General features: G+C 34.6%; 22 protein-coding genes. 20 read left to right on the top strand and 2 right to left on the bottom strand.

Annotated elements, in window-relative coordinates; genetic code table 11:
• Nucleotides 1-731: 731 nt before the first annotated feature.
• The 7 genes from parE to SLH48_RS04925 all read left to right on the top strand — a co-directional run bounded on the left by parE (nucleotide 732) and on the right by SLH48_RS04925 (nucleotide 9,029).
• A complete protein-coding gene (gene parE, locus SLH48_RS04955) occupies nucleotides 732-2,696 on the top strand; it encodes a DNA topoisomerase IV subunit B (RefSeq protein ID WP_320257238.1) in 1,965 nt (654 codons plus the stop codon).
• A gap of 2 nt (nucleotides 2,697-2,698) precedes the next feature.
• Nucleotides 2,699-5,125, top strand: a complete 2,427-nt coding sequence (gene parC, locus SLH48_RS04950) for a DNA topoisomerase IV subunit A (protein ID WP_320257237.1) — start codon at nucleotides 2,699-2,701, stop codon at nucleotides 5,123-5,125.
• A 159-nt stretch (nucleotides 5,126-5,284) separates the two neighbouring features.
• On the top strand, nucleotides 5,285-5,659 hold the full coding sequence (locus tag SLH48_RS04945; RefSeq protein ID WP_320210529.1) for an S-Ena type endospore appendage: 375 nt from the start codon (nucleotides 5,285-5,287) through the stop codon (nucleotides 5,657-5,659).
• A 24-nt stretch (nucleotides 5,660-5,683) separates the two neighbouring features.
• Entirely contained in the window at nucleotides 5,684-6,052 is a 369-nt protein-coding gene (locus SLH48_RS04940) for an S-Ena type endospore appendage (RefSeq protein ID WP_320257236.1), read from the top strand.
• Between the two features lie 455 nt (nucleotides 6,053-6,507).
• Complete coding sequence (locus SLH48_RS04935) at nucleotides 6,508-6,879, top strand: hypothetical protein (protein ID WP_320257235.1); 372 nt, start codon at nucleotides 6,508-6,510, stop codon at nucleotides 6,877-6,879.
• 62 nt (nucleotides 6,880-6,941) lie between these two features.
• Entirely contained in the window at nucleotides 6,942-7,322 is a 381-nt protein-coding gene (locus SLH48_RS04930; RefSeq protein WP_320257234.1) for an S-Ena type endospore appendage, read from the top strand.
• A 693-nt stretch (nucleotides 7,323-8,015) separates the two neighbouring features.
• Nucleotides 8,016-9,029 carry a catalase family protein gene (locus SLH48_RS04925; RefSeq protein ID WP_320257233.1) on the top strand — a complete coding sequence of 338 codons (1,014 nt, stop codon included), beginning with the start codon at nucleotides 8,016-8,018 and terminating at the stop codon, nucleotides 9,027-9,029.
• Between the two features lie 120 nt (nucleotides 9,030-9,149).
• Here SLH48_RS04925 and SLH48_RS04920 read toward each other — a convergent pair whose 3' ends face one another.
• Complete coding sequence (locus SLH48_RS04920) at nucleotides 9,150-9,275, bottom strand: hypothetical protein (RefSeq protein ID WP_284730443.1); 126 nt, start codon at nucleotides 9,273-9,275, stop codon at nucleotides 9,150-9,152.
• Nucleotides 9,276-10,167: 892 nt separating this feature from the next.
• On the opposite strand from SLH48_RS04920, the gene SLH48_RS04915 reads away from it, so the two are divergent.
• From SLH48_RS04915 to SLH48_RS04895, 5 genes are all read left to right on the top strand, one after another.
• Complete coding sequence (locus SLH48_RS04915; protein ID WP_320257232.1) at nucleotides 10,168-11,913, top strand: carbon starvation protein A; 1,746 nt, start codon at nucleotides 10,168-10,170, stop codon at nucleotides 11,911-11,913.
• A gap of 263 nt (nucleotides 11,914-12,176) precedes the next feature.
• A complete protein-coding gene (locus SLH48_RS04910; protein ID WP_214481894.1) occupies nucleotides 12,177-12,443 on the top strand; it encodes a cory-CC-star protein in 267 nt (88 codons plus the stop codon).
• Nucleotides 12,444-12,472: 29 nt separating this feature from the next.
• Entirely contained in the window at nucleotides 12,473-13,390 is a 918-nt protein-coding gene (locus SLH48_RS04905) for an ArsA family ATPase (RefSeq protein WP_320257231.1), read from the top strand.
• Between the two features lie 136 nt (nucleotides 13,391-13,526).
• Entirely contained in the window at nucleotides 13,527-14,228 is a 702-nt protein-coding gene (gene deoD / locus SLH48_RS04900) for a purine-nucleoside phosphorylase (RefSeq protein WP_214481892.1), read from the top strand.
• A 357-nt stretch (nucleotides 14,229-14,585) separates the two neighbouring features.
• On the top strand, nucleotides 14,586-15,488 hold the full coding sequence (locus SLH48_RS04895; RefSeq protein WP_320257230.1) for a M15 family metallopeptidase: 903 nt from the start codon (nucleotides 14,586-14,588) through the stop codon (nucleotides 15,486-15,488).
• A 317-nt stretch (nucleotides 15,489-15,805) separates the two neighbouring features.
• Here SLH48_RS04895 and SLH48_RS04890 read toward each other — a convergent pair whose 3' ends face one another.
• Entirely contained in the window at nucleotides 15,806-16,492 is a 687-nt protein-coding gene (locus tag SLH48_RS04890) for a response regulator transcription factor (protein WP_214481890.1), read from the bottom strand.
• Nucleotides 16,493-16,661: 169 nt separating this feature from the next.
• Here SLH48_RS04890 and SLH48_RS04885 point away from each other — a divergent pair, with 169 nt between their 5' ends.
• The 8 genes from SLH48_RS04885 (at nucleotide 16,662) to SLH48_RS04850 (ending at nucleotide 26,259) form a co-directional block, all read left to right on the top strand.
• Nucleotides 16,662-17,555 carry a R2-like ligand-binding oxidase gene (locus tag SLH48_RS04885; RefSeq protein ID WP_214481889.1) on the top strand — a complete coding sequence of 298 codons (894 nt, stop codon included), beginning with the start codon at nucleotides 16,662-16,664 and terminating at the stop codon, nucleotides 17,553-17,555.
• 344 nt (nucleotides 17,556-17,899) lie between these two features.
• A complete protein-coding gene (locus tag SLH48_RS04880) occupies nucleotides 17,900-19,432 on the top strand; it encodes an aldehyde dehydrogenase family protein (protein ID WP_320257229.1) in 1,533 nt (510 codons plus the stop codon).
• Between the two features lie 123 nt (nucleotides 19,433-19,555).
• On the top strand, nucleotides 19,556-20,776 hold the full coding sequence (locus tag SLH48_RS04875) for an iron-containing alcohol dehydrogenase (RefSeq protein WP_320257228.1): 1,221 nt from the start codon (nucleotides 19,556-19,558) through the stop codon (nucleotides 20,774-20,776).
• A 492-nt stretch (nucleotides 20,777-21,268) separates the two neighbouring features.
• The gene (locus SLH48_RS04870) at nucleotides 21,269-21,733 is read left to right on the top strand and encodes a MarR family transcriptional regulator (RefSeq protein ID WP_320257227.1); all 465 of its coding nucleotides are present in this window, start codon (nucleotides 21,269-21,271) and stop codon (nucleotides 21,731-21,733) included.
• A 165-nt stretch (nucleotides 21,734-21,898) separates the two neighbouring features.
• Nucleotides 21,899-22,828, top strand: coding sequence for a DMT family transporter (locus tag SLH48_RS04865; protein WP_320257226.1), 930 nt, complete (start codon nucleotides 21,899-21,901; stop codon nucleotides 22,826-22,828).
• Nucleotides 22,825-23,928, top strand: a complete 1,104-nt coding sequence (locus SLH48_RS04860; protein ID WP_320257225.1) for a saccharopine dehydrogenase NADP-binding domain-containing protein — start codon at nucleotides 22,825-22,827, stop codon at nucleotides 23,926-23,928. Before SLH48_RS04865 ends, SLH48_RS04860 begins: the two co-directional genes overlap by 4 nt.
• A gap of 284 nt (nucleotides 23,929-24,212) precedes the next feature.
• Nucleotides 24,213-24,920, top strand: coding sequence for an NAD(P)-binding oxidoreductase (locus SLH48_RS04855; protein ID WP_320257224.1), 708 nt, complete (start codon nucleotides 24,213-24,215; stop codon nucleotides 24,918-24,920).
• Nucleotides 24,921-25,695: 775 nt separating this feature from the next.
• Complete coding sequence (locus SLH48_RS04850; RefSeq protein WP_320257223.1) at nucleotides 25,696-26,259, top strand: hypothetical protein; 564 nt, start codon at nucleotides 25,696-25,698, stop codon at nucleotides 26,257-26,259.
• Nucleotides 26,260-26,787 lie beyond the last annotated feature (528 nt).

Below are 26,787 nucleotides of genomic sequence, written 5' to 3'. Positions count from 1 at the left end.
ATGCGACACACTATAAAAACAACATGGTTGAATAATTGTTACTTTGTCATCCATGTCGCAAAATAAGTAAATGTTCACAAATTTTCCTCCCTCTTGGAGTACTCATGAAAATTGAGTACTCTTTTTTCTATATGTCTTAATTTCATTCAATAGGAGCATTTGAACTTTCACTTTAGATTGTTTTCGTATTCATTGTTGGTTTTTCTAAAAAACCTAAACATAAAAGAATTAACAAACGGTGGATATCCTTTCTTCTCTATAGACTGTAAGAGTCATATGATACACATCATTTACTCCAATATAAGTTCCTAAAGCACCGAAGTAAACGAAAAGAGCCTTATGTTAAATTATTTATCATTCATAGGCTAGAAAAATCAAATTTTACAAAAATGAGGGGGTTTTAAAAGAAGAAAAAATTTTTGTCCTTGTGATAAGTGGGTATTACCATATATTATATAAAATAGGAGTTGCAGTTTTATTCTGTTTCTAAAAGGTGTATAATTAGAACACTCGTTCTTTTTATGGGCAAAAAGGAACTAATAATATTATTTAGGGGCTATAGGATAATCCACCTTTAGTGCCGATCCCCTCGAGGCCATTTCCATACATCCTATCAAGGGAAATGACTCGAATGCTTGTCAGGGATAATCGAGGCGTTTACGCATTTATTTTGTACTATAACAAGATTAAAAAGTTGTTGTGTATGTTTTTTGTATTGAGGAGGTAGTTTTTTGTCAAAGCAAAGTTTTGAATATAATGATGAAGCCATCCAGGTGCTAGAAGGGCTGGAAGCTGTAAGAAAACGTCCGGGTATGTACATAGGAAGTACGGACACACGAGGGCTACATCATTTAGTATATGAAATTGTTGATAATTCTGTAGATGAAGCTTTAGCTGGCTACGGGAACCATATAAAAGTTACGATACATAAAAATCAAAGTATTAGTGTAGTTGATAAAGGGAGAGGCATGCCAGTTGGCATGCATAAGTCAGGAAAGCCCACTCCTGAAGTTATACATACTGTTTTACATGCTGGTGGGAAGTTTGGACAAGGTGGTTATAAAACGAGTGGAGGATTACATGGTGTAGGTGCATCTGTCGTTAATGCTCTTTCTGAATGGTTAACTGTTACGATCCGTCGTGATGGAAACGTATACGAACAGAGGTTTGAACAAGGAGGAAGTGTAGTTTCTGCACTTGAAAATAAAGGGCGAACGAATCAAACGGGTACAACAACTCACTTTAAGCCAGACCCAAGCATATTTAGTACAATTACATATAACTTTAATACACTGTGTGAGAGATTGCGTGAGTCAGCATTTCTGTTAAAGGGTCTAAAGATTGAGCTCATAGACGAGCGGCACAATGAGCAAGAAATATTTCATTATGAGAATGGCATAGAGGCTTTCGTTCAATATTTAAACGAGGAAAAGGATACACTACATCCAGTGATATCATTTGAAGGGGAACAAAACGACATTGCAGTTGAATATTCCTTCCAATTTAATGATGGATTTTCAGAAAACATCCTTTCATTCGTGAATAATGTAAGAACGAAGGATGGAGGTACCCATGAATCGGGTGCCAAAACAGCAATGACGCGTGCTTTTAATGAATATGCCCGTAAGGTAGGGTTATTAAAGGAAAAAGATAAAAACCTTGAGGGATCAGACATTCGTGAAGGGCTTGCTGCCATCGTGTCTGTCAGAATTCCAGAGGAGTTACTTCAATTTGAAGGGCAAACGAAAGGGAAGTTAGGGACAAGTGATGCGCGCTCAGCAGTTGATGCTGTTATAACGGAGAATTTGGCGTATTTCTTTGAGGAAAATCCTGATGTTAGTTCGTTATTAGTGAAAAAAGCTATAAAAGCATATCAAGCTCGAGAAGCTGCTAGAAAAGCTCGAGAAGAAGCACGAAACGGGAAGAAACGAAAGAAATCTGAAGGTACGTTAAGTGGAAAGCTTACACCAGCTCAATCTCGTAATCCACATAAAAATGAACTTTATTTAGTTGAAGGTGATTCTGCCGGTGGATCTGCTAAGCAAGGGAGAGACCGACGATTTCAAGCTGTGCTGCCTTTACGTGGTAAGGTTATTAATACAGAAAAAGCTAAGCTTGCAGATATATTTAAAAATGAAGAAATTAATACAATTATACATGCTGTAGGTGGAGGAGTTGGCTCTGAGTTTTCTGTGGAGGATATTAATTATGATAAAGTAATCATTATGACTGATGCCGATACAGATGGAGCACATATACAAGTACTTTTACTTACATTTTTTTATAGATATATGAAACCACTCGTTGATGCAGGTAAAATATTTATCGCTCTGCCACCACTATATAAAGTTAGTAAAGGAACTGGAAAAAAAGAAGTGTTAGAATATGCTTGGTCTGAGGACGAGCTGAAATTAGCTATGGATAAGATAGGGAAAGGGTACACAATTCAGCGCTACAAAGGGCTTGGTGAAATGAACGCTGATCAGCTTTGGGAAACAACTATGAACCCTGAAACGAGAACGCTCATTCGAGTAAGGATTAATGATGCTGCAAGAGCAGAGAGACGAGTTACAACATTAATGGGTGATAAAGTTGAACCTAGACGTAAATGGATTGAAAGTAATGTAGCTTTTGGTTTAGAGGAAGAAACGAATATTTTAGACAATGATAACTTGTCGGTCGTGGAGGAGGATTAAGAATGTCACAAATTGAAACAATTCGAGAATTACCACTAGCAGATGTTCTCGGCGACCGCTTTGGTAGATATAGTAAGTACATTATTCAGGAACGTGCTTTACCTGATGCTAGGGATGGGTTGAAGCCTGTACAAAGACGTATATTGTATTCTATGTACGTTGAAGGAAATACAGCTGACAAAGCCTTTCGTAAATCAGCAAAAACTGTAGGAAACGTAATTGGTAATTACCATCCGCATGGTGATACATCAGTCTATGATGCTATGGTGCGTATGACGCAAGATTGGAAACTGCGTAAATTGTTGGTTGAAATGCACGGGAATAACGGAAGTATTGATGGCGATCCGCCAGCTGCTATGCGTTACACAGAGGCAAGGCTTTCATCAATTGCTTCAGAGCTATTGAGAGATATTGATAAAAATACAGTAGAGTTCATACCGAATTTTGATGAAACGAGTAAAGAGCCAGTTGTGTTACCTGCTATGTTTCCGAACCTATTAGTGAACGGATCCACTGGGATTTCAGCAGGGTATGCGACCGAAATTCCTCCACATCATCTTGGAGAAGTAATAGATGGTGTAATTATGCGAATTGACCGTCCAAACTGTACAATTGATGACCTAATGACAGTTATTAAAGGCCCTGACCTGCCAACGGGAGGCATCATCCAAGGAGTAGAAGGGATTAAAAAAGCATATCAAACTGGTAAAGGCAAAATGATCATTCGAGGTAAAACGTCGATTGAATCCATTAGAGGTGGTAGGCAACAAATTGTCGTAACTGAAATCCCTTATGAAGTAAATAAAGCCAACTTAGTAAAGAAAATAGATGATTTACGCCTAGATCGTAAAGTCGAAGGGATATCAGAGGTTCGTGATGAGACCGACCGAACGGGATTGCGAATCGTTATAGAATTAAAGAAGGATGCAGATGCACAAGGTGTGTTAAATTATCTATTAAAGAATACGGACTTGCAAATTCCGTATAGCTTTAACATGGTAGCTATCCACCAAAAACGTCCGAAGCTAATGGGCTTAGCAGAGATGCTTGATGCTTACATTAAACACCAAGCAGAAGTGGTAAAAAACAGGACGCAATATGAGTTAAATAAAGCAAAAGACAGACATCATGTTGTGGAAGGGCTCATGAAGGCATTATCGATATTAGATGAAGTGATCTCAACCATTCGTGCGTCAAAAGATAAAAAAGATGCCAAAATAAATCTTATTAGTGCGTTTCAATTTACTGAGCTACAAGCGGAAGCAATTGTTACATTGCAGCTATACCGCCTAACAAATACAGACATTACTCAGCTTGAACAAGAAGCAGGTGAATTATTAGATAAAATAGCTGAATTAACAGCAATTTTAACTAGTGAAAAAAGGTTATTTACTGTCATAAAAAAAGATTTAAGGAAGCTTCGAAAAATATATGCTGATAACCGACGTTCGATTATTGAAGCTGAAATAGAGGATTTAAAAATCAATTTAGAAGTGATGGTTGCACCTGAGGATGTAATTGTCACGGTTACGAAGGACGGCTATGTGAAAAGAACGAGTCTTCGTTCATATTCTGCTTCAAATGGGCAAGATTTTGCAATGAAAGAATCAGACAGGCTGTTAGGAATGTATGAAATTAATACAACTGATGTCTTATTAATTTTCACTAACAAAGGTAATTATTTATATTGTCCTGTCCATGAATTACCTGATATACGCTGGAAAGACCTTGGACAACATATTGCAAATATCGTCAACATTGATCGAGATGAACAGATCATTAAAGCAATTCCTATTAAAGAGTTTAAGACCAGTCAATTTTTATTATTTGTCACAAAAAACGGTATGGTGAAGAAAACCATTCTGGAGCAATATAAAGCAACACGATATTCTCGAGCATTAGTAGCAATTAATTTAAAAGATCATGATGAAGTCATTGATGTTGAAATGACAGATGGGACTAAGGATATTTTTCTAGCAACCTACTTTGGATATGGATTATGGTTTCATGAAAATGAAGTAAATGTTGTCGGAGCGCGTGCGGCAGGAGTGAAGGGAATCAATTTAAAAGATGGCGATTATGTCGTAAGTGGAATCATAGGTCAACAAGAACAGCAGCCTGATCTACTAGCGATAACACACCGCGGTGCAATTAAAAGAATGAAATTGACAGGATTTGAAAAAACATCTCGTGCAAAACGTGGTGTAGTGATGTTACGTGAACTAAAAAATAACCCTCATCGTTTAGTTGGTGTTGTTTTTGTTACTCAAAAAGACGTAGTATATTTCCAAACTGAAAATGATGTGATTCATTCTGTTGATCCTATCACCCTTAGACCGACCGATCGATATAGCAATGGTTCATTTATTATAGATGTACAAGAAGAAGGTCAAGTGAGTGAGATATGGAAGGAAAATAACAAGGAATAATTAGTTTTTTAAAAACCAGTTTTTACACTGGTTTTTTTATTTTGCTTCGGTAAATATTAATTTTTTTTATTGAACTAGGCGAATGCACATACAGGACAAATAGGCATTTGAATTATATGAGTAGTGATATCATTATAAAAACATACAGGAGAGGTTTATATGACAAATATATTCGTAGATCCGTGCATTGACAATAAAGGTTCAGGGTGTGATAAAAACATTGCGACAGATCATTTTTGCTGTCAATTCGCTGTACCAAACCATACAGACACAAGCTTATACATTACAAAAGGCTGTGTAGAGGTAACGAGCTGTTTTAAAATTGAAAATACGTCTGATGAAAATGCACTATGCGTCACTATTCGCAAAAAGGGTTCAACGAACCATGCACATACATTTGAAGTCCCTCCATGTTCTTGTGTTACACATGTAGTTGAAGGGTTAAAAGGAATTAGCGCTTACGCAATGAACGATTCAGGAGGTGCAACTGGCAAGATTGATATAAAACTTTTTTACGATATTCATAGCTGCTAATAATAACAAAGAGGAGGATGAAATATGGGTGAAGTACATGTCAACCCAAGCTGTGACAAAGGCTCGGGATGTGATAAAACGATAACAACAGATCGTTTTTGTTGTCAATTTACCGTAGACAGAGAAGAAAAAAGTGAACCAACTATTTTATATAAAACGCTAGGGTGTGCAAGTGTTACAGCTTGTTTTAAAATTGAAAACCAGTCTGATCAAGAGAGCATTATTATTATGATAGATGGTGACGAATCACAAACGATCACTGTTTTACCTTGCTCGTGTATTACGGGGGTTGTAAATGGTTTGAAGGAAGTATCTGCAATACTTGACAAATATTCGACAAGTATCGGTTGCGGGAAAATAGACATAAAACTATTTTACGATATACACGACTAAGAATGTTAATAATGACTGTTTTCGTATGCAATGTTGTTTTAAGTACAAAGTTTTCGAAAAGAGGCTAAATAAAGGCTGTTATCGTATACATTATTGTTTTTGATAATAACAAATAAACATGTATATAACTAGGTATCGAGTCATCTTTTGTTCTAACGAAGGATGACTGTTGAGTAAAAAGATGTTAAGACCCTCAATTTTTGGAACTATAACAACAAAGTATACGAAAAAAAGCCTTAATAAAAAATATTGGAAACAGCATCCAACGTTTATTCAAGCTGAGATGATTCTTTTAACTGCTTAATATACGATTTTGGCTGTTGTTTTTATTTTTAAGATACATATTTTCAACTATTTTTATGAAATCTAGGTCTTTGTTGTAGACAAAAAGTCTTCGTCTTGAATTATATGATTAAAGAAAGGTTTAACAATATCGAGTAGAGGAGAGATTGACAATGGCAAGAATATTTGTCGATGAGTGCTGTGATCGCAAAGGGTCGGGATGCGATAAAACGTTAGCAACAGATGAATTTTGTTGTAAGATTAACGTTAGTCCGGTAGAACACGATTTGTTCTTTACGAGGGGATGTCCGACTGTGACAGCATGCTACAAAATTGAAAATACTTCAGATGAGCACACAATTAGAATTAGAGTATATTCCGCCTCAGGTTCACTCCGTCAAGAATTTGATGTTGCACCGTGCTCTTGTGTAACAAAAGTAGATCAAGGAGATAGTCGTATAACTGCTGAAATTCCTGGTGGTGGAGGTCCAGCTAGAAGAGCAACAGGGAAGTTTGATATAAAATTATTCTACGATATTCATTAAAGTAAAAGCTACATCGATATATATGCTTATGCAAAATCGATAAAATAAAAGGAGCGATTCGAATGGTTCAAATTTTTCAAGATCCTTGTTGTGATCGTAAAGGGTCTGGATGCGACAAGATAAAAGCTACTGACAAATTTTGTTGTAAATTTAATGTAGCGAGTATTGATGAAGACAACCCTACAATACTCTTTGAAACAGCTGGATGTGCATTTGTAACAGCTTGTTTTAAAATAGAAAATGTGTCAGATACTGATGAGATAACAATATTCGTTAATGGTAATGAAACCACCACTATTCTACCATGCTCATGCACGACTGGTGTCATACAGGGTTGTGGAGTAGTAATAGCTGCTATTACGGATAATTCTTCAGGGGCAGATCCAGTAGCAACACCTGGTAAGATAGACATTAAACTATTTTATGATATCCATGATAGTTAAGCGTATTAATGAAACAATCTCTTTTTTAAATAGGCCCTTTTCGTAAACTTTGTATTCATTCATAAAAAATGGATGTATGATGAGTTTTATGAGAGCTCTATAATTGAAAAAATAGAAAAAATGCACGAACGCTAGAGGTATAACGCTTTATATCGAATGAAAAGTAACAATTATTACGAAAGCAGCCATAAATATAATAAATTATTATATTTAGCATCATTTTGTATTAGCGTTGCATAGAATAGTACAACACTTGTAAAAGGAGTAGAGGATATGAACAAATATTGTACTCATTGTTGTGCTATTTTAAGTTATAAAAGTAACAATTGTTCATTGTGTGGGAGTCATCGCATTAAAGAAATTGTTATCAATATACAAAAGCAGCCAACTGAAAAAGGAGATAATTAGTCATACAAATTGTGTATACCTTACAAATTCCACGAGCATATAATAGTAGCTTTCTGTTCATTTAGATGACTGTCACAACCATTCTTATTTATAAGCAAGTTGCCAGTAGTTTTTGATTTCTATAACTTGTACAATAAATAACCTGCTCTATATGGAGTGAGGTTATTTTTAATTAGCTAGAAGCTCCTCAAATACTTAATTCCATACTCAACTACAGTTTTGTTATGAATATTTATGATGTTTTTGCTAATCATATTGTTAATAAGAAAAAAGGGAGATATTTCTATGGATAATGCAAATCAAGTAACTAAATTTGAATCAATACCAAATGATGAAGCATCTTTAATTGAAAGTATGGAATCGTTACTAAGAAAAAAAATGGAGAAGGAATATACTGAAGGAAATACGAAAAGAGATGCTCACCCAAAACACCTCGCATTGTTACAGGCTCAGTTTATTATTGAGCCAAATCTTCCTGATGAACTAAAAGTAGGTATTTTTGAAAAACCAAACAAATATGATGCGTGGATTCGTATATCAAATGCAAATGGTAAAATACAGTCGGATATGAAAAAAGACTTCAGAGGATTTGCAGTAAAATTAATGGGAGTTAAGGGGAAAAAATATGAGAAGGATGAAAATGAAACCCAAGATTTTGTACTAATGAGCCATCCAACTATGCCATTAGGGACAGTAAAACTATTTCATGATGCTGTTTATTATAGTTTAAAGTGGAATCCACTCGTTTTATTGTTGAAGATGACTTTGTCTGGGAGAGGAGATATTATTAAGGAATTAAATAATGGTAAAAAAAATCATTCATCTCCTTTAGATATCCGCTATTGGAGTACAACTCCTTATATGTTCGGTGTTAATAAAGTAGTGAAATATTCAATCATCCCAACATCTACATATAAAAGTACGCTACCAGAACCTTTAACTGACCGTTATTTAACTGATAATATAGAAAAGCACTTAGCTAAAGAGGAGGCTAGTTTTGACTTTTTCATTCAATTTCAAAAAGATCCACAACTTATGCCTGTGGAAGATGCTGGAGTAGAGTGGAAAGAAGAGGATTCTCCATTTATAAAAGTTGCGACTATTAAAATCCCATCACAAATTTTTAGAACGAAGCAAAGAGACGAGCTAGCAGAGGATTTTACATTCTCACCTGGACATGCTCTTGTTGAACATCAACCCATCGGGGGTATTAACCGGGCTAGAGTAGAAATATATCGTAATTTATCAACATATAGACATGAAAGAGATAGCAGAGAAATGGTTGAACCACATCATTAACTAGGGAGAGTCTCTTTAGAACAAAGGTCAAATGAAGATGTACAGCCAAAGAAATTACTATTATTTTTGTAGGAGTTTTCTTTGGCTGCTTTTATTGCTAGATTTTATAAGGGTAACAAACTATTTTTTTCGCTTTTTAGCAGAAAATTCCTCACCGTGAGCTTCTTGTTCAGCTCTCGTTGCCTCTGGTGGTAGATGGTTGTTTTTTTTAGGTGCATTAATACGATTTCTATTCTTTTTACCCATGCATCATCTCTCCTTTATGATTATTACTAAAGTTTATTTTTATCACTTTTCGAAGAATTTGGTTTCGTTTTATTAGACCGCGATGTTGGATTCGTTTCATTGGCATAATCTACCGCCTGCTTTATTTTTTTATTAGTCATATCAGTCATACCCCCTTGTAATTTTATACTTAATTACAGCTTCTAGAACTTTACCTAACCTGCTTGACGTTACATCGAGATTAACCAACTTCACCGTTTATACTATTCCTTTTTTGAAGAATTCTATTCGTTTTCTATAATATGTTTAGCCTTGATGGAAGTTTTGCGTATTAGAAACTCTCCTTTTCAAAAGCTAGAATTTGATGTGTCTTTGCTAATTGAAATCCAGGTGTTTATATAACCGGTTACCAATCATTCTAATTTAGAAATAATAGCAAATTTTGCGAAAAGAGGCTTTATATACTGTTTGTGCACTATTTGTTACTTTTCGTACTAAGAGAGGTAGACATGCAATAAGTTACCTTCGTGGCATCTTTTCTTTTCAATGAACTAAAGAAGCATTTAATACATATTAGTTACTCAAATATAAATGAAATAATAGCAAAGTTTGCGAAAAGAGCCTTTATATACTGTTTGTGCACTTTTGGTTATTTTTCTTACTAACATTAATCACGTATAAGTCTAGTGTTCTCTACTTTATTTAAAATATATCCTACTCATAAATCTCTATATATCAGTCCAACCTTAGTCAAAACAAAAACAAAGTTTATGAAAAGAGCCTTTTCTTTTAGAAAAATATAATATCGAATTGGTCACTTGAATAGTATTACTATTAACAAGGTTCAAAATGGACAAGAATGTAGTTGTTTTATCACTATTGTACAAATTTTCTTTGGTTGGGGGGAATGAAGTTGAATAGTATTTGGTTAGCGATATTCGGAATGGTAGTCTTTGCACTCGGGTATCGATATTATTCGAAGTTTATAGCGGAGAAAATTTATCGTCTTGACTCTAGTTATGTAACTCCGGCACATAAGTATGAAGACGGTGTTGATTTTGTGCCAACGAAAAAATCCATCTTATGGGGGCATCATTTTACTTCGGTAGCAGGTGCTGCACCAATTGTTGGGCCAGCTATAGCTGTTTATTGGGGATGGTTACCTGCATTGCTATGGGTTGTATTGGGAACTGTCTTTGCTGCAGGGGTACATGATTTTGGTACACTCGTTTTATCTGTTCGTCACAAAGGACAATCTGTCGGTACTTTAACGAATAAACTAATCGGGAAGCAAGCTAAGATCTTATTTCTATTTATTATCTTAATTTTAGTGCTTATGGTAAATGCAGTTTTTGCTTGGGTTATTTCAAATTTATTTATTACATTTCCAGCCAGTGTTATCCCTGTATTTATTGAAATACCTCTCGCCATTTGGATAGGGTATGCAGTTTATAGAAAGAAAAAAGGGATGCTTGTACCTTCAATTATTGCGCTTTTGATAATGTACGCAACTGCAGTTTTAACTAGTAAGTATCAAATTCTTCAAATAGATTTAGTGAGATATTTCGGTGGTGCAAATAACACTGTTTTATTTGGACTTGATGGTGTTTCAATGGCATTTTTTGTTTGGATCATCATTTTAATGGTGTATTTGTATATCGCTTCTATCTTACCAGTTTGGAAGTTATTACAGCCAAGAGACTATATTAACTCTCATCAACTTATCGTCGGGTTATTTATTTTATATGGTGGACTATTATTATTAAGGCCTGAAATAACGGCGCCTATGACAAATACAGCTGCTACAGACAAATCTTGGTTTCCATTGTTATTCATCACAATTGCATGTGGTGCTATCTCAGGGTTTCACGGATTGGTTTCGTCAGGGACAACCTCTAAACAGCTAGATAAAGAAACAGATGCTCGTTTTGTTGGTTATTTAGGGGCAATAGGTGAAGGGTCGCTAGCTTTGATTGCTATCATTGCAGTCGTGACATTTTTCGCTACACCTGGAGAATTTTTAACTGCTTATAGTAGTTTTGATAATGCTAGTAGCGGAGGTTTAAGTGCGTTTATTGGCGGGGCAGCTCAGCTAGCAACTGGGTTATTTATTCCAGAGGAAATTGCAAAAACGATAGTAACGATTATCGTCGTAAGCTTTGCGGCAACTTCGTTAGATACTTCAGTACGATTAATGAGATATATTATTTCAGAATTGGGATATGAGTACAAGATAAATCCATTAACAAAGACGCATGTTGCAACATCGGTTGCTGTAATTACAAGTGCAGCTCTAATATTGTTACCAAAAGGTCCCAATGGTTTTGGGTCAGGTGGGTACTTGCTTTGGCCATTGTTTGGTACGTCGAATCAATTATTGGCAGGTATAAGCTTGTTACTTATTTCAATTTGGCTCAAAAAACAAGGGAGAAATTATATTGTTACACTAGCTCCTATGTTGTTCATTATTATTATGACGCTTTGGGCGATGCTACAACAAGTTGTTTTTCAGTGGTCAGGATATGGTGAATCAGATGCAAATTTACTTCTATTCATACTAGGTGGAGTTATATTAGTATTCGCTTTTTGGATATTGTTGATTGCCTTCTCTTCATTAACGAAAAAGGACAACACTAATAATATTAATACTCCGATGTAACTACCAAAGTCTGCTGTTCTCTTCTTAATTGGTGGTGGTGATAAAGTTATATACACGCTTATACGTAATAGTTGTAACGCCTATTTCATTCTTTGAAAAAGCTGATTTGGTAGTATTTAAAAATAACAATAAAGTAATCTAAAACAGCCTGATAATGAAAAACTGGCATAGGTGGCTACCTTTAAAGGCAAGTCACCTTTTTTATATATAAGAAGATTGATTCTAAAAACCTTAGGTTCATTTTGTATAAGGATGGTGAAATAATGGACAAGGCATGGAATATGTTGAAAATACTCATTAGGAATTATGATGAAATGCTTAAATTACCTCACCGCATAGAAATTGCAAGGGAGCTCAGAGACGAAGATGATTTATTTGTATTACTTTGTAGTTCAGAGTTACTGGGTGTTCCTAATCCAATTTTTTATTATACGCTAGAATTATACCCTTATATGATTGAAAATTTCCACGAATGGCACTTGCGCATGGGTATGGAGCACTCACCACTAGATGGCATTCGATGCTGTTAAATGATTAAAACCATAAACGGAGGTTACTAATGGATATTAAAAAAATTCTATTTGTAGGAGGCAAAGGTGGGGTAGGGAAATCAACAACAGCTGCCGCCATTGCGCTGAAACTTGCAAAAAATAACAAAAGAACATTAATCATTTCCACAGATCCAGCACATAATATTGGTGATATTTTTCATCAACAAGTAGGACATACACAAAGAGAAGTGTATTCAAACTTATTTGCGCTTGAAATAGATCCACAGCAAGAAGCTGATCGATACATTCAGACAGTTAAGGACAATATAAGGGAAACGGTTAAACCCCACATGCTTGAGGAGGTGAATCGTCAAATTGATTTAGCTAAATGCTCCCCAGGAGCGGATGAAGCAGCATTATTTGACAAATTGGTTTCAATTATCATCGAAAAAAAAGACAAGTTCGATCATTTAATTATTGATACAGCTCCTACAGGACACACACTTAGGCTATTATCGCTACCAGAATTAATGACTGTATGGATGAACGGAATGGTAAGTCGTCGAAAGAAAATAAACAGAAATTATTCTCAATTACTTAATGACGGTGAGGAAATTGAAGATCCAATTTATAAAATTTTAAAAATGAGAAAAAATAGATTTAAAGAAGTTAGAGATATGTTATTAAATAGTAAAGTTACAGGATACTTGTTCGTGTTAAATGCAGAACGACTTCCAATTATTGAAACTAAAAAAGCTGTAATGTTACTTCAAGATAATGACTTTCAAGTTGAGACTATTGTTGTTAATAAAGTGTTACCTGACGATATGTCTGACACTTTTTTTCAACAACGAAAACAACAAGAAAGAGTTTATTTAGATCAAATTAAGGAACAATTTAAATCACAGAAAGTAATGTTAATCCCTTTATTTAATGAGGATATACACTCGTTCAGAATGCTAAGCATTTTTGCTGAACAAATTTGAAACATGAATGTCATAACTCCGATTAGACATCCGACGTCAGACATCCAAACAAATTTTCGCAAAATGTTCTTTTTTTTCTACATGTAACTATGTTATATTGTACTTGAACTAGTAAACAACATTAGGAGGAATTACGATGAGCGTACATATTGGAGCAAAAGAAAATGAAATCGCTGACAAAATATTACTACCAGGAGATCCATTACGTGCTAAGTATATAGCAGAAACATTTTTAGATGACACTATTTGTTATAACGAAGTACGAGGTATGCTTGGTTTTACAGGGACATATAAGGGAGAAAAAATATCAGTTCAAGGTACAGGTATGGGGGTACCTTCGATTGCTATATATATAAACGAGTTAATGCAAAGCTACAATGTTCAAACATTAATACGTGTAGGAACTTGTGGAGCGATCCAAAAAGATGTTAAAGTTCGCGATGTTATTTTAGCGATGACTTCATCTACAGACTCAAGTATGAATAAAATTAGATTTGGTGGGATTGATTATGCACCAACTGCAGACTTTGAACTATTGAAGAATGCGTACGATATAGGTGTTGAAAAAGGCTTGAATTTAAAAGCAGGTAATGTCTTTACAGCTGATCAATTCTATAACGATAATGCCGAATTTGAAAAGTGGGCTCAGTATGGAATTTTAGCAATCGAAATGGAAACAACTGCTCTATATACATTAGCTGCTAAATTCGGTCGCAAAGCACTATCAGTGTTAACGGTAAGTGATCATATACTAACAGGAGAAGAAACAACTTCTGAAGAACGCCAAACTACTTTTAATGATATGATTGAAGTTGCACTTGATGCAGCAATTAAGTAAGTATATTGAAGTTTAATATACCTTGTGATCAATAAACTTTCATGTTTTGAATATATGGAAAATGGATTTCTCCATTCAATTCATGGGTGTTAGGCTAGAGCCCTGAAAACACTATTTGGCTTTTACAAGTCCTTGCAAAGCAAGGGCTTGTTTATATATTGACTAGATTATAACCAAATCATTTTAAGCTAATATAGAGTAAAGTAAATTGTTATGTAAGGTACTAAAAGTGAATGGTTTTGCTAAAAGGTTGTTAAATAGATCGGAAAAAACTTTCCTATAATTGATTATATTTTGGTAAAATATAAAATCAGAGGTCTTATTATATAAGTTAATATGAAAAAGGGGACAACCAACATGAAATTTTTCACACTAACAAGATTATTTATTACTTCAACATTCATTGGAATACTGTTAATTTCAGGTTGTTCAAATGGAAGTGTAAATTTGCAAGATGAAGAAGTAATAGCAACTGAAGGAACGGAGACCGTAGAAGAAAACGTTTCTGACCAAGGCAACGAAAGTCAGCAAGAAAATTTAGCAGTTGAAGAAGAAGTTGAAACGACAGTAGATGAAGCCCAACAAGGCGAAGACCAAGACAAACAATCGTCCAATAATAACGAGGACCTGGTTTCCTTAGAACAATTTAATAATGTCATAGAAGAGCAAAATGGACTTAAAGTGATTATGAATCCAGAAAATATATTATCCATCGTCAATAAGGAACAAAGCTTACCTAGCGATTATATTCCTGATGACTTGGTAGTACCGAATGTAGCATTCTCATTTGGAGACCAAGTACTAGAAAAAAGCTACTTACGATCGGAAGCTGCTCTTGCCTTAGAAGAAATGTTTAAGCAGGCATCTCAAGAAAATATTACTTTATATGCTGTTTCTGGCTATCGTTCATTTGAAAGACAAAATGAACTATTCACCGCTGAGGTGGCTAAGTATGGAAAAGAGAAAGCATCACAGGCTGTTGCTGTTCCAGGTCATAGCGAACATCAAACAGGGTTAACAATGGATATAAGTAGTCAAAGTGTAAACTTTTTATTAACAACTGATTTTGCTGATACAATCGAAGGGCAATGGGTTGAAAATAACGCTCATTTGTTTGGCTTTATTGTTAGATATCCAAAAGACAAAGTAGATATCACGGGCTATCAATACGAGCCTTGGCATATCCGTTATGTAGGGAAGGATGTTGCTAAAGTGTTATATGATAATAATATTATTCTCGATAGTATCTTGAATAAATAAGAAATAGCGCGCCAATGCTAGGATAACAGAACTCTATTAATAGGGGGACGAAACTACTTAAGTTAGTGGATTCAAACAATCATATAAAGATACTCCTATTTAGTTAGTTTTATGGATAGGAGTATCGAAATATCAATAAGTTATTTTGTCACCTTTGTTACTATTTTTATATAGTTACATGATAGAAAGTGATTTAATGATTCTCAAAACTAGCTAGCAGTAGCAGATATGATGTTATGGAGTACTAATAGGTTGCTTTTTACTATAATATTTTTTGATTCTGATGACTTTATAACTATTTAAATAGCTTCAAAGTGCTAATGAATAATTTTTTCGCGTAATGCAACAGCAACAGCTTCTGTACGATGATTTACGTTAAGTTTTTTTATTGCAGAGCTAATATAATCTCTCGTTGTAAATTCACTTATTTTTAATAAAATTGCTATTTCCTTAGTACTATACCCATTTGATAGAAATTGCAGTGTTTGAACCTCTCTTCTGCTTAATATGTCTGTTAGCGATTCGGATCTCTTAACAGAATGCACTGCTAATTGGTAATATTCCATAACATTCGTTATGAGTGCATTGTCTATTGGCTTTGTACCAACATATCTGTCGATAAGAACACAGCCAAAAACATTTCGTAAGTAGCTTAATGGAATAACTAGTAAGGATGAAAGCTCAAATTGATCAATATACCTGTTAGGTATGAATTTACGAAGTTGATCAAGAAATAAGTAATGCGCTTTATTTCTTGTAATTGCGGCTTGAATAGGAGGTATCGTTCTAACATCTTCTCGAATATAAGTTATAGGATAAACACCATCAGCATCTACTCGCATTACACCTTCACCAATAAAACTCAGTTGAGAATATGAAAATATCGATGCTCTTTCAAAAGGAAAATAAGTCAAACTACCTCTGAGCATTAATTCAATCCTCTTATTAATGTTTTTCGTGTCTACTAAACGATGAATAAAATCAATTACCTCTCCATCAAACATTTACATTATTCACCCCTATATTTTCAGGAATCGAAACGATTAATTAAATCCCTTATGATAAATGTAAGCGTTTACTAGATTGATTTAACAGAAGATTTAGATATCTATCAAACTTAATTGTACAATTTTTTGAGCAATTCATCAATTTATATGTCAAAGGAGGAGTAAAATGGTTAGAAAACACGTGATTACTACTAGTGAAAGGGGAATTGTTGAAGATCTATTGCCATACCGATTATATCAAAAGGCTAAACGGTTTGGGATTTGGAATCCTCAAGATATTGATTTTTCAAAAGATCGAGAAGACTGGAAATCACTTAATGAAGTTCAGCAAGAAGATATTCTACGTGTTATTGCCCAATTTCAAGGAGGGGAAGAGGCAGTTACTTTAGATTTACTACCTCTGATCATGGCAATCGCAAAAGAAGGACGTATTGAGGAGGAAATGTTTTTAACTACCTTTCTATTTGAGGAAGCTAAACACACAGAGTTTTTCCGTAACGTACTTAATATAATTGGAGAAAAGGGTGATTTATCTCATTTCCATACACCTATTTATAAGAAGATCTTTTTTGAGATTCTTCCAAATGCAATGGAAAAAATTGTTTACGATCAATCTCCTGAAGCCATTGCAGAAGCTGCTACAGTATATAACATGTTTGTAGAAGGAGTCTTGGCAGAGACAGGGTACTATTCCTTTTACATTTCTCTTGACAAAGCGGGTATTATGCCAGGCTTAATGAAAGGAATTGGACTGTTGAAGAGGGATGAGTCCAGACATATAGGGTACGGGACATATTTACTTCAGCGCTTAATTTCAGAGCATCCACATATCTTTGATTTAGTAAGTAACAAAATGGAAGAGTTAGCACCACTAGCATTACAGTTGAATCAAGAAGGAATAGCAGGAAGAGAAATGAGCTCATTTGGAAATCCGACTGAAGAAACAATGCAATATACGATGAAACAACTTAGTATTAGAATGGAAATTCTCTCAAGAGCAAGAGGGAAAAAAATCGAGGAAATATATAAAACGAATGAAGCGGATGTCGGTGTGATATAGGAATACATTTTTCTCTCATTATTTCAGGCTGTGTTGAGATAGTTAATGACTCCACATAAACTCTTATGTGATATCCGATTGTGATACTTTTTATATATCATTGGCAAATTCCTAACTTCACTACGTAGTTTTTTAAATATGTTATTCAAAATAGATCTTTGTTAAAAAAATGGCTGTTTTCGCATTGATTGTTGCTTTTCGTTCAATGAAAGAAATACTGATTAACGACGCGGGCTTGGTATCTTTACAAAGAGGTCCATAAATTTTATTGTTGCAGTCCTATATTAGTCTCATTAGCAATAATGTTTATGACAAGAGCCTAAAAATTAAAAGGAGGGACAAATATGTCTATAAAAGTTGATGTAAGTACTTTCCCATTGTTTATTAATGGGGAGTGGGTACCAGCTGTTAGCGGAGAAACATTTGATGTACACAATCCTGCAACAGGAGATGTGGTTGCAAAAGTTGCAAAAGGCAATAAGTATGATGTGGAAAAAGCAGTTAATGCAGCCAGCGCAGCATTTGAGCAAGCTGAGTGGCGCGATATGAACCCGAAAGATCGTTCCAAATTGTTATATGCGATTGCGCATAAAATCATAGCAAACTCAAAAGAGCTTATTTACTTAGAAGCGATTAGCTCTGGCGGAACTGTTAGAAGATTATCCTCTAGTGACGTTATGCAAATGGCTGATTTATTCCAAACTTTAGGCAAGTTTGTTCTAGAATATCCATTCTCCGAAACGTTGCCTGTACCTCCTTTCCCTGGTCCTGCACATAACTTTGTATGGAGAGAACCGATTGGCGTTTGTGCAGCGATTACCCCTTGGAATATGCCTATGTTAATTGCTACTTGGAAAATTGCACCTGCATTAGCAATGGGAAATACAATTGTCATAAAGCCAGCTAGTTATACACCACTTTCAACTCTTAAACTGGCTGAAATTATTTCCGAGGTTGTACCGAAAGGAGTTATAAACGTCGTTACCGGCTCCGGAAATGAAGTAGGTGAGCCGCTTGCTACACATCCAAAGGTTGATAAAATTGCATTTACGGGCTCTACGGAAGTTGGACGTCATATAATGAGTCTTGCTTCACATACAGTTAAGAATACTACGCTAGAGCTTGGTGGAAAATCTCCTAATATACTTCTTGAAGATGCTGACTTAAATATTGCGTTACCTGGTAGCTTATTTGGCGTTTTCCTACATTCGGGACAGTTATGTGAGTCTGGAACTAGATTATTTGTTCCTGATAGTCTATATGAAATGGTAATTGAAAAACTGGCAGAATTGGCAGGTACATTAAAGTTAGGAAATCCGCTTGATCCTGAAACTGATATGGGACCTGTTATATCTTCACAACAAAAGGAAACGATCCTTTCTTATATAGAATCAGGAAAAAAAGAAGGAGCTAGGTTAGTCTGCGGAGGAAAAGAGGCGGTAGTTGAAGGCTGTGAAAATGGCCATTTTATTGAGCCAACTATTTTTGCTGATGTCACGAATGATATGAAAATTGCGAGAGAAGAAATATTTGGTCCTGTATTATCAATTATTCGTTATGGTGAGCTCGATGATGCTATTAAAATGGCGAATGATACGATTTACGGTCTAGCTGCGGGGGTTTGGACGAAAGACGTAAATAAAGCATACGAAGTAGTGCGACAACTTCGAGCAGGGGTTGTTTGGATTAATGATTGGCATTTATTAAGAAATGATGCACCATTTGGTGGGTATAAGCAGAGTGGTATTGGCAGGGAGATGGGAAAATATTCATTAGATGCATATACACAGTTAAAGCATGTCCATACTTCGATGGTTCCTGATCTCCATAAACGACGTTGGAATCAATTGTTATTTTCCAACCTACACGAGACTTAATTATTATCCTAGTTTATTGACTATCACTTATCAACTTGATACCCAACTTATTTACCTTTTACTGTAACATATTCACTTTCGAAAAAGTGGGGTTTTTCATAATTAATGAAATGAGGTGTGTATATGACATTATCGTATAACCAATATATGCAAAGAACTGCCATTCATAGTGGATCAGGTACACGAGCAATGATTCCAGATTTATTTCAAAACATGCAAGCAAAAAGAGTTGTTTTATTCAGTGATAAAGGCCTTAAGGAAGCTGGAATTGTCGACAAAATAGCTGAATTGTTTTCATTAACTTCTTATGGAACGGGACCTGAATTAGCTGGTGTTTATTTAGATATTGTTCAAGATGCTGGTAGTGAATGTGTCAACGCGGCAACACGTTTTGCAAGAGAAGTAAATGCTGATGCGCTTCTTGCAGTAGGTGGGGGGAGTGTTTTAGATACGGTTAAAGGTGTGAAATATGCTTTATTTAAGGGGTTAACCGATATTAAAACTGCAATTCCAGGTGGGCTTTTAATTGAAAGTTGGCCTGAAGCCACTCATATGACAATACCACATATTTCTGTACCTACAACAGCAGGAACTGGTTCAGAGGTTTCACCTATTGCAGTCATATACAATGAAGAACTTAGATTAAAAACGACGATGATTAATCCATTTATCAATGCTGATATGGCGGTTCTTGATCCAGACTTGACGACAGGACTTCCAGCTTTCATTACAGCATTTACAGGATTTGATGCACTGACTCATGCCATAGAAGCATTGGCATCGCCGAATGCGACTCCTTTTACAGATGCAAATGCCTTGCACACCATTCGTTTAATAGAAAAACATTTGCCAACCGTTGTTGAAAATGGTCAAGATTTAGAAGCTCGATTAGAAATGCTACAAGCAAGTACGATGGGGATTACCGCCTTCAGCTATTCTTTAAACGCGATACCTGTCCATAATTTAGCTCATGCCTACGGTGCATTGTTTAGAATTCCGCATGGGCTTGCCAATGCTGTATTTCTTCCAATTGTTATTGAATCATTACCTGACTTATACTTGCCGAAAATCGTTGAATTTGCTCAAGCCTTACAAATAGAAACAGCTGGCAAGGATCGACAAGTTCTCCTTAAAGAGGTAGTACAGAAAATTAGAGATTTACAGATGAAAGTTGGATTACCTGCGGATTTTGCAGATTACGGCATCGAAGAAGATTATTTAGAGGCAGCAGGTATGGCTGTTGCTATGGATCCAGCAGCACTTGCTTTTTCCATACCTCCTGAGATTATAGAGCAAATAGGTTTGAAAGTAATAGGTGCAAGAACAAATGTCTCTAGTACGTAGTGTATGTGATTAACAATCATTGAGATGTATAAAAACGCTGCTAATTAAAGATGAGGGGAACCTATCTAACTAGGTTTCCCTCAATTGTATTTAGCGGATAATAAAACCAAAATGGACGAATGCTTCATAATTGCCATTTTTTATTTCTGTAACGATTCAATAAACTTCATATTGCGACGCATTGTGTAAAATAATTATATAATATTAGGTTCATAATTTTTATTTGATTTTACAATTAGGCTTTTCCATATACGTAGATATATTTCACTAATTCATGACTTAATTATCTTTTTGCATGACTGGTTTTAGCATTGATTGTTGTTTGGAGTATGAAAAATTAAAACGCGTATACAACTACATTTCTTTTTAACTAATACTCCAGTAAACAATAGCTTTACGATCTATAGCAACAAAATATACGAAAAGAGACTTTGTAAAAAAATGTGAATAAATCGCTTGCACTTATTTAGTTTAGTAACTATACTAAGTGATATGAATAGTAAAAAGAAAAACACAACAGACCAAGCTAAGCAAAGTAGCCATAATATAGGAAGGTTAATTTTTCAATTACAACGACTCGAACGACATCCTCGAACTTTTGGTGGAGAAATAAATCTGACGCCGAGTGAAATTCATGCGATAGATGCAATTGGAATTGAAGGTGAGATTCTAATGAGTGAACTTGCAAGGCGCTTGGACGTAACGAAAGGAGCCGTTACACAGGTTATCAGTCGTTTAGAAAGCAAGAAACTGGTTTTTCGTTCTCCACATTATAAAGATTCTCGAGCAGTACTCATTTCATTAACAGAGAGGGGGAAGGTAGCTTTTCAAGCCCATGAGGAGCTTCACGAGCAATTTTACGCAAGAATTAGAGAAGAATTAGACCCAAACGAAGTTGCAATCTTTGAAAGATGTATAAAAATATTTACTGATTTATTAAAAGAAGATAAAGGATAAAATACTGACAAAACAATGCAATCAGCATACAGCTCTCTGTTGATTGTAGTTTTTTACTATTTATAGTATAGTAACTAAACTATTTTTAATGATAAGGTTTAGTATCTAAACTAATATAATCTTCAATAACATTATCCTGCATAAGAAGAATGGAGGAGGATTTATATGGGTGAGCTTTATGCTGTTTTATCAGCGTTAATGTTTGCAGTAAATAACGTGATCATTAAAAAAGGAATAATAAGAAATAACAATACAGATAATGGTTTCTTTATTACTATTTTCATAAATGTGATTTTTTTAGGGCTTCTTTGTCTCATTACAATTGCTGTGAAAGGCTGGAACATACCCTTTTCATGGACTTCTGTATTGTTTTTTTCGTTGGCTGGATTATGCACGACAGGGATCGGAAGGTTGACCTTGTTTTCTAGTATTTCTTATATTGGCCCTTCAAGGGCATCTGCAATCCGAAATACTACACCGATTTTTACAACGCTATTCGCTATCCTTTTTCTAAATGAAACAATTTCTCTATTACCAGGAGTTGGAATGATGTTGTTAATGGCGGGGATTATGAATGAAGGGTTTGGTTTACGGAAAATTGGAACATCTCATAAGCAATTAATCAAATCACAAGAGAGCTTGCATTACAAAAATAAGCAAACGTTTGGATATGGATTAGCAATTCTTTCAGCATTTACCTTTGGTGTTGGGCAAGGACTTCGGAAACAAGGTTTATTAACTATGGATCACGCTTTTTTTGGAGCGTGGGTTGGAGCAATGACATCCTTACTTTTTGTGTTGATTTATCAATTAATCCGTGGCAATTTAACAAGCAATATTAAGGGAAGCTTCATTAAATTAAATCCTTATTATTTACTTGCTGGTCTATTTACGAGTTTAGGTCCATTATTCTTTTTTCTTGCAACACAATCGATTCAAGTATCTTATGTAAGTGTCATTACCTCTACAGAGCCCATCATCACGGTAATAATTAGTGGGATTTTTTTGAAACGTACCGATTCTATAACAATTCGTAGTTTGATAACAATCTTTATGATTTCAATAGGTGCCATATTAATGGTAGTTGCTGTATGAAGAACAAACAATCAAAGGAAGTGAGAAATGAAATGAAGGATAATATTCTTGTTATTGGTGGGTATGGACATGTTGGAAAAATAGTTTGTGAGATTCTTGGGAGGAACTTACCTGGAAAAGTGATTGCAGCTGGAAGAAATTTAAGGAAAGCGGAGGAGTTTTGTCAAACAACAAAAGGTACGGTAATACCGTTTGAATTAGATATTTCAAAGCCTGTTCCCTCAGAGTTATTAAGCAAAGTGAGAGTTGTAGTAATGTGCTTAGATCAGAGGAACTTAGACTTCGTTCGTACTTGCTTTAATCATAAAATCCATTATGTTGATATTTCTGCAAAATACACGTTTCTATCCAGTGTTAAAAGACTACAAGCTGAAGCAGAGAAAAGTAATGTATGCGCAGTTCTAAGTGTGGGGTTAGCGCCTGGACTGACGAATTTATTAGCCTCTTTTGCCAAAAGCTCCCTTGATCGTACGGAGGCAATTGATATTTATATCATGCTAGGGCTAGGAGATTATCATGGCAAAGCCGCCATTGAGTGGACGGTAAATAACTTAAATAGCACGTATCAAATTCATTCGGGTAGTGATAAGACTCAAATAGAAGCTTTTAGCGGGGGAAAGGAAACTTCATTCGGAAAAAATATTGGAAAGAGAAAGGGATTTTATTTCAATTTTTCCGACCAACATACGCTACCAGACACATTGAAGGTTCCAGCTGTTGCTACTAGGGCGTGCTTTGATTCCCGTATTATGACTAGTATGTTTGCATTGTTAAAAAGGGCTGGGGTATTTAAGCTATTAAAATATCAATCTATTCGAAAGATGATGGTGTGGTTGTTAAGTAACATTAGGTTCGGAAAAGATACGTATGCAGTGAAAGTTGACGCTTTTGGGGTGTATAACGGTAAAAAAGTAGTTGCTGAATGTGGGATTCAAGGACAAAAAGAATCTTTGATTACTGCCAAAGTAGCAGCCAAAGTAGCAGAAAATCTTTACACTGTTCAAAACCAGAAGGGGGTCTATCATATAGAAGAGTTGTATGATATACATTCGATCTATAACGATTTGCCATCTCCTGAAGTTTTTATAACGAATGTCTAAGTTATTGTTTTACCATTTAAAGTAAATTATATATAAAATAAAATGATATGGGAAAATGAAGCTATTATATGAAATCTGTTGGTAAATCAATTAGCAATATTGCCTCATTATTTTAACAAACAACACTTAAGTGTCTGTGGAACGTTAATTATTTGAAGTACAATAGTTTCAGCATTACGATACACAAGAAATGGTTCAAAGATATATTAAAGAGTATGACTGTTTGATCGATTCAATCATACATGAATACATGATATAAAATAGTATGAAAGTAGAGATGGAATATGAGAGTATTAGTTCTTGGGGCAAGTGGCGCTACCGGCAAACAAGTCGTTAGACAATTAATCAAAAGGCAAATCAATACACGGATTCTTATCAGAAATAGTGCAACTCTTTCCAAAGACATAAAAGAACATCCATTAGTGGAAATCAAGAAGGGTAATATCAACGACTTAAATGATTCTGAGATGAATAACCTCCTACTTAATTGTAATGTCATTATCTCCTGCCTTGGTCACAACCCTACACTTAAAGGGATGTTTGGTAAACCTCGTTATTTGGTATTTGATGTAATAAAAAGAATCAGTGAGACAGTTAAAGATACAAAAGTAAAACTCATACTTATGAGTACAACAGGTTATACGAATACTTTATCTAGTGAGAGAAATTCTATAGGAGAAAAACTCATCCTTTCACTACTATATTTATTCCTTCCTCCTCATCGTGATAATGTCAAGGCTGCTAATTATTTGATTAAAAATATTGGTAAAGAAGATGGGAACATTGATTGGATTGCTGTACGGCCGGATACATTAGTCAACATTGATGAAGAAAGTTCTTATGAAGTTTGTGAATTTCCAATAAGAAGCCCAATTTTTAATGCTGGTAAAACGAGCAGAATAAATGTAAGTCATTTTATGGCTGAACTAGTTTCAGATGATATTATATGGGGAAAATGGGCATTTAAAACTCCTGTCATTTATAATAAATAGAAGAATGACTGCTATAAATATTAATTCAACGAAAGCCTGCGTAGTCTCGATGGTGCACTTACTGACTGCAAAGTGCACCATTGAACAATTTTAATGAAATTATGTTGTATTGTTTTAAAAAAACCACAAGCACTTCTCCATTCTAAGTTCGTAGAAATGTATATAGTTTTATACGAAACAAGATGATTTGTGGTTACAAGATAAGATTATTTATGTATAACACTAAAATGTTTTTCAACAAATTGTAGTTATCCTGAAGAAGAGTAGTATACTTAGGCTGTTTTCGTCTTGATTGCAGCTATTCGTACTAACATATAAATACGATAAAACCAATCACCATCGAAAGCAGTATCAAATACAAGTTGAATAGGATAGTAACACAGGGATGATAAATTTTACGAAGTAGTTTATTATGTATATGATTATCCAAATGAGACAACTCACACATTAACAGTAAAACTTAAAAACAATATATAGTGGTTACCCGAAAGACTTTTCATCAAATAGAATGGTTATTTTAGCGTTATAAAGGTTAAGGAACAATATCCTTAACCTTTTTTTTGATGAATTAATCAATTTTAGGTTACATTAGGGAGTTAATTACCAGTTATTGAAACTTTTTTCTGCAACTGTAGCGCTGTTATAATTTCAATAGACATAGCCTTGTCATACTTTATTAATATTTTTGAACTGAAAATTAACATTTGTTTTTTGTCTTAAAATTATAAATTTTTCCCGTGATAATACTTATGATTTATTGTAGGAGGTAAGGTAAATGAACAAGAATAAAATTATATTGTTGATCCTAATTGGAGTTATATTTGCATCGGTTATGGTAGGATTTAACAACAAAGAGACTTATGAGTTTAAACTGGATATAAATAATCAAGTTTTGGATTTTCTAGAGAAAGATAGTAACCCAATTATAGAAAAAAACGAAAAAAAGTTTGGCAAAAAAGTGAACGAGCCTAATTTAAAACTAGATTTAGAAATAGTAAATGATGAAACAGAAGTTTTTGATTCATTTAGTATTGTTGGAGCAATAGTAAATGGTAACATCAAAACACTTGAAGGAACATTTCCTTTCAATGGTGAAGGAGATCTTAATTTAATTAGTTTTGATAATAGAGAAATCTATTATGGTAGCGTTGAAATTACGATTAAAAATAAAAGTGTAGAAGAGTATGGTATGTTATCAATTAGGTTAGATCCTGAAACCAATGAGGTTGATGTAACGATCACTAGTGGTGTAATTGGTGACACAGCAATGCTTCCATTTGGAGCTCTTTTTTTAACAAATGAAGATTTGGATGCAATTGATGCAATAATTCGTAATTAGAAATAATTAATTAGAGAGTGTGAAAATTATGAAAAGAAAAGTATCAATATTAGCAATATTTTTAAGTGTAAATTTGGTCTTTGCTACATAAAAGTAGCTATTAAAAACTAAAAATGTTTTAAAAGAAACTATCAGTCTTTGTAGGATCATTTATACATAGAATAATTGCATTTTTAAGTGTGTGCCATTTCTCATTAAATATAGACATTCTTTTAAGAGTTTTTACTTAACAAAAACAAAAAACATTTAGATGAGCAAATATCTCGATGCTGGCATGATTCACATTACCGATGCGTCAAATTAAACGAGCAGCGCGCATCTTTTATTTGAGTCTATTTTAGCGGCTGGATAACTGATGTATATAGGCTTAGTTAAATGAAAAATGTATGTAATCAGTAATAACAACTGAAGTGACAAGTGGGTTCATATGGAGGCAAGAGATGTAATTTTATTAGGTGGATTGTACTGAGAGTATAGAGTATTACCTTATCAAGTACATATATAATACAATCTTGAAAAGGATGAGAA

Origin of the sequence: Cytobacillus sp. IB215316 (genome assembly GCF_033963865.1) — a bacterium.
Classification (GTDB): Bacteria; Bacillota; Bacilli; order Bacillales; family SM2101; genus Nanhaiella; species Nanhaiella sioensis.
The sequence above is the reverse complement of the archived record's forward strand: the minus strand, read 5'-3'. Positions and strand labels throughout refer to the sequence as shown.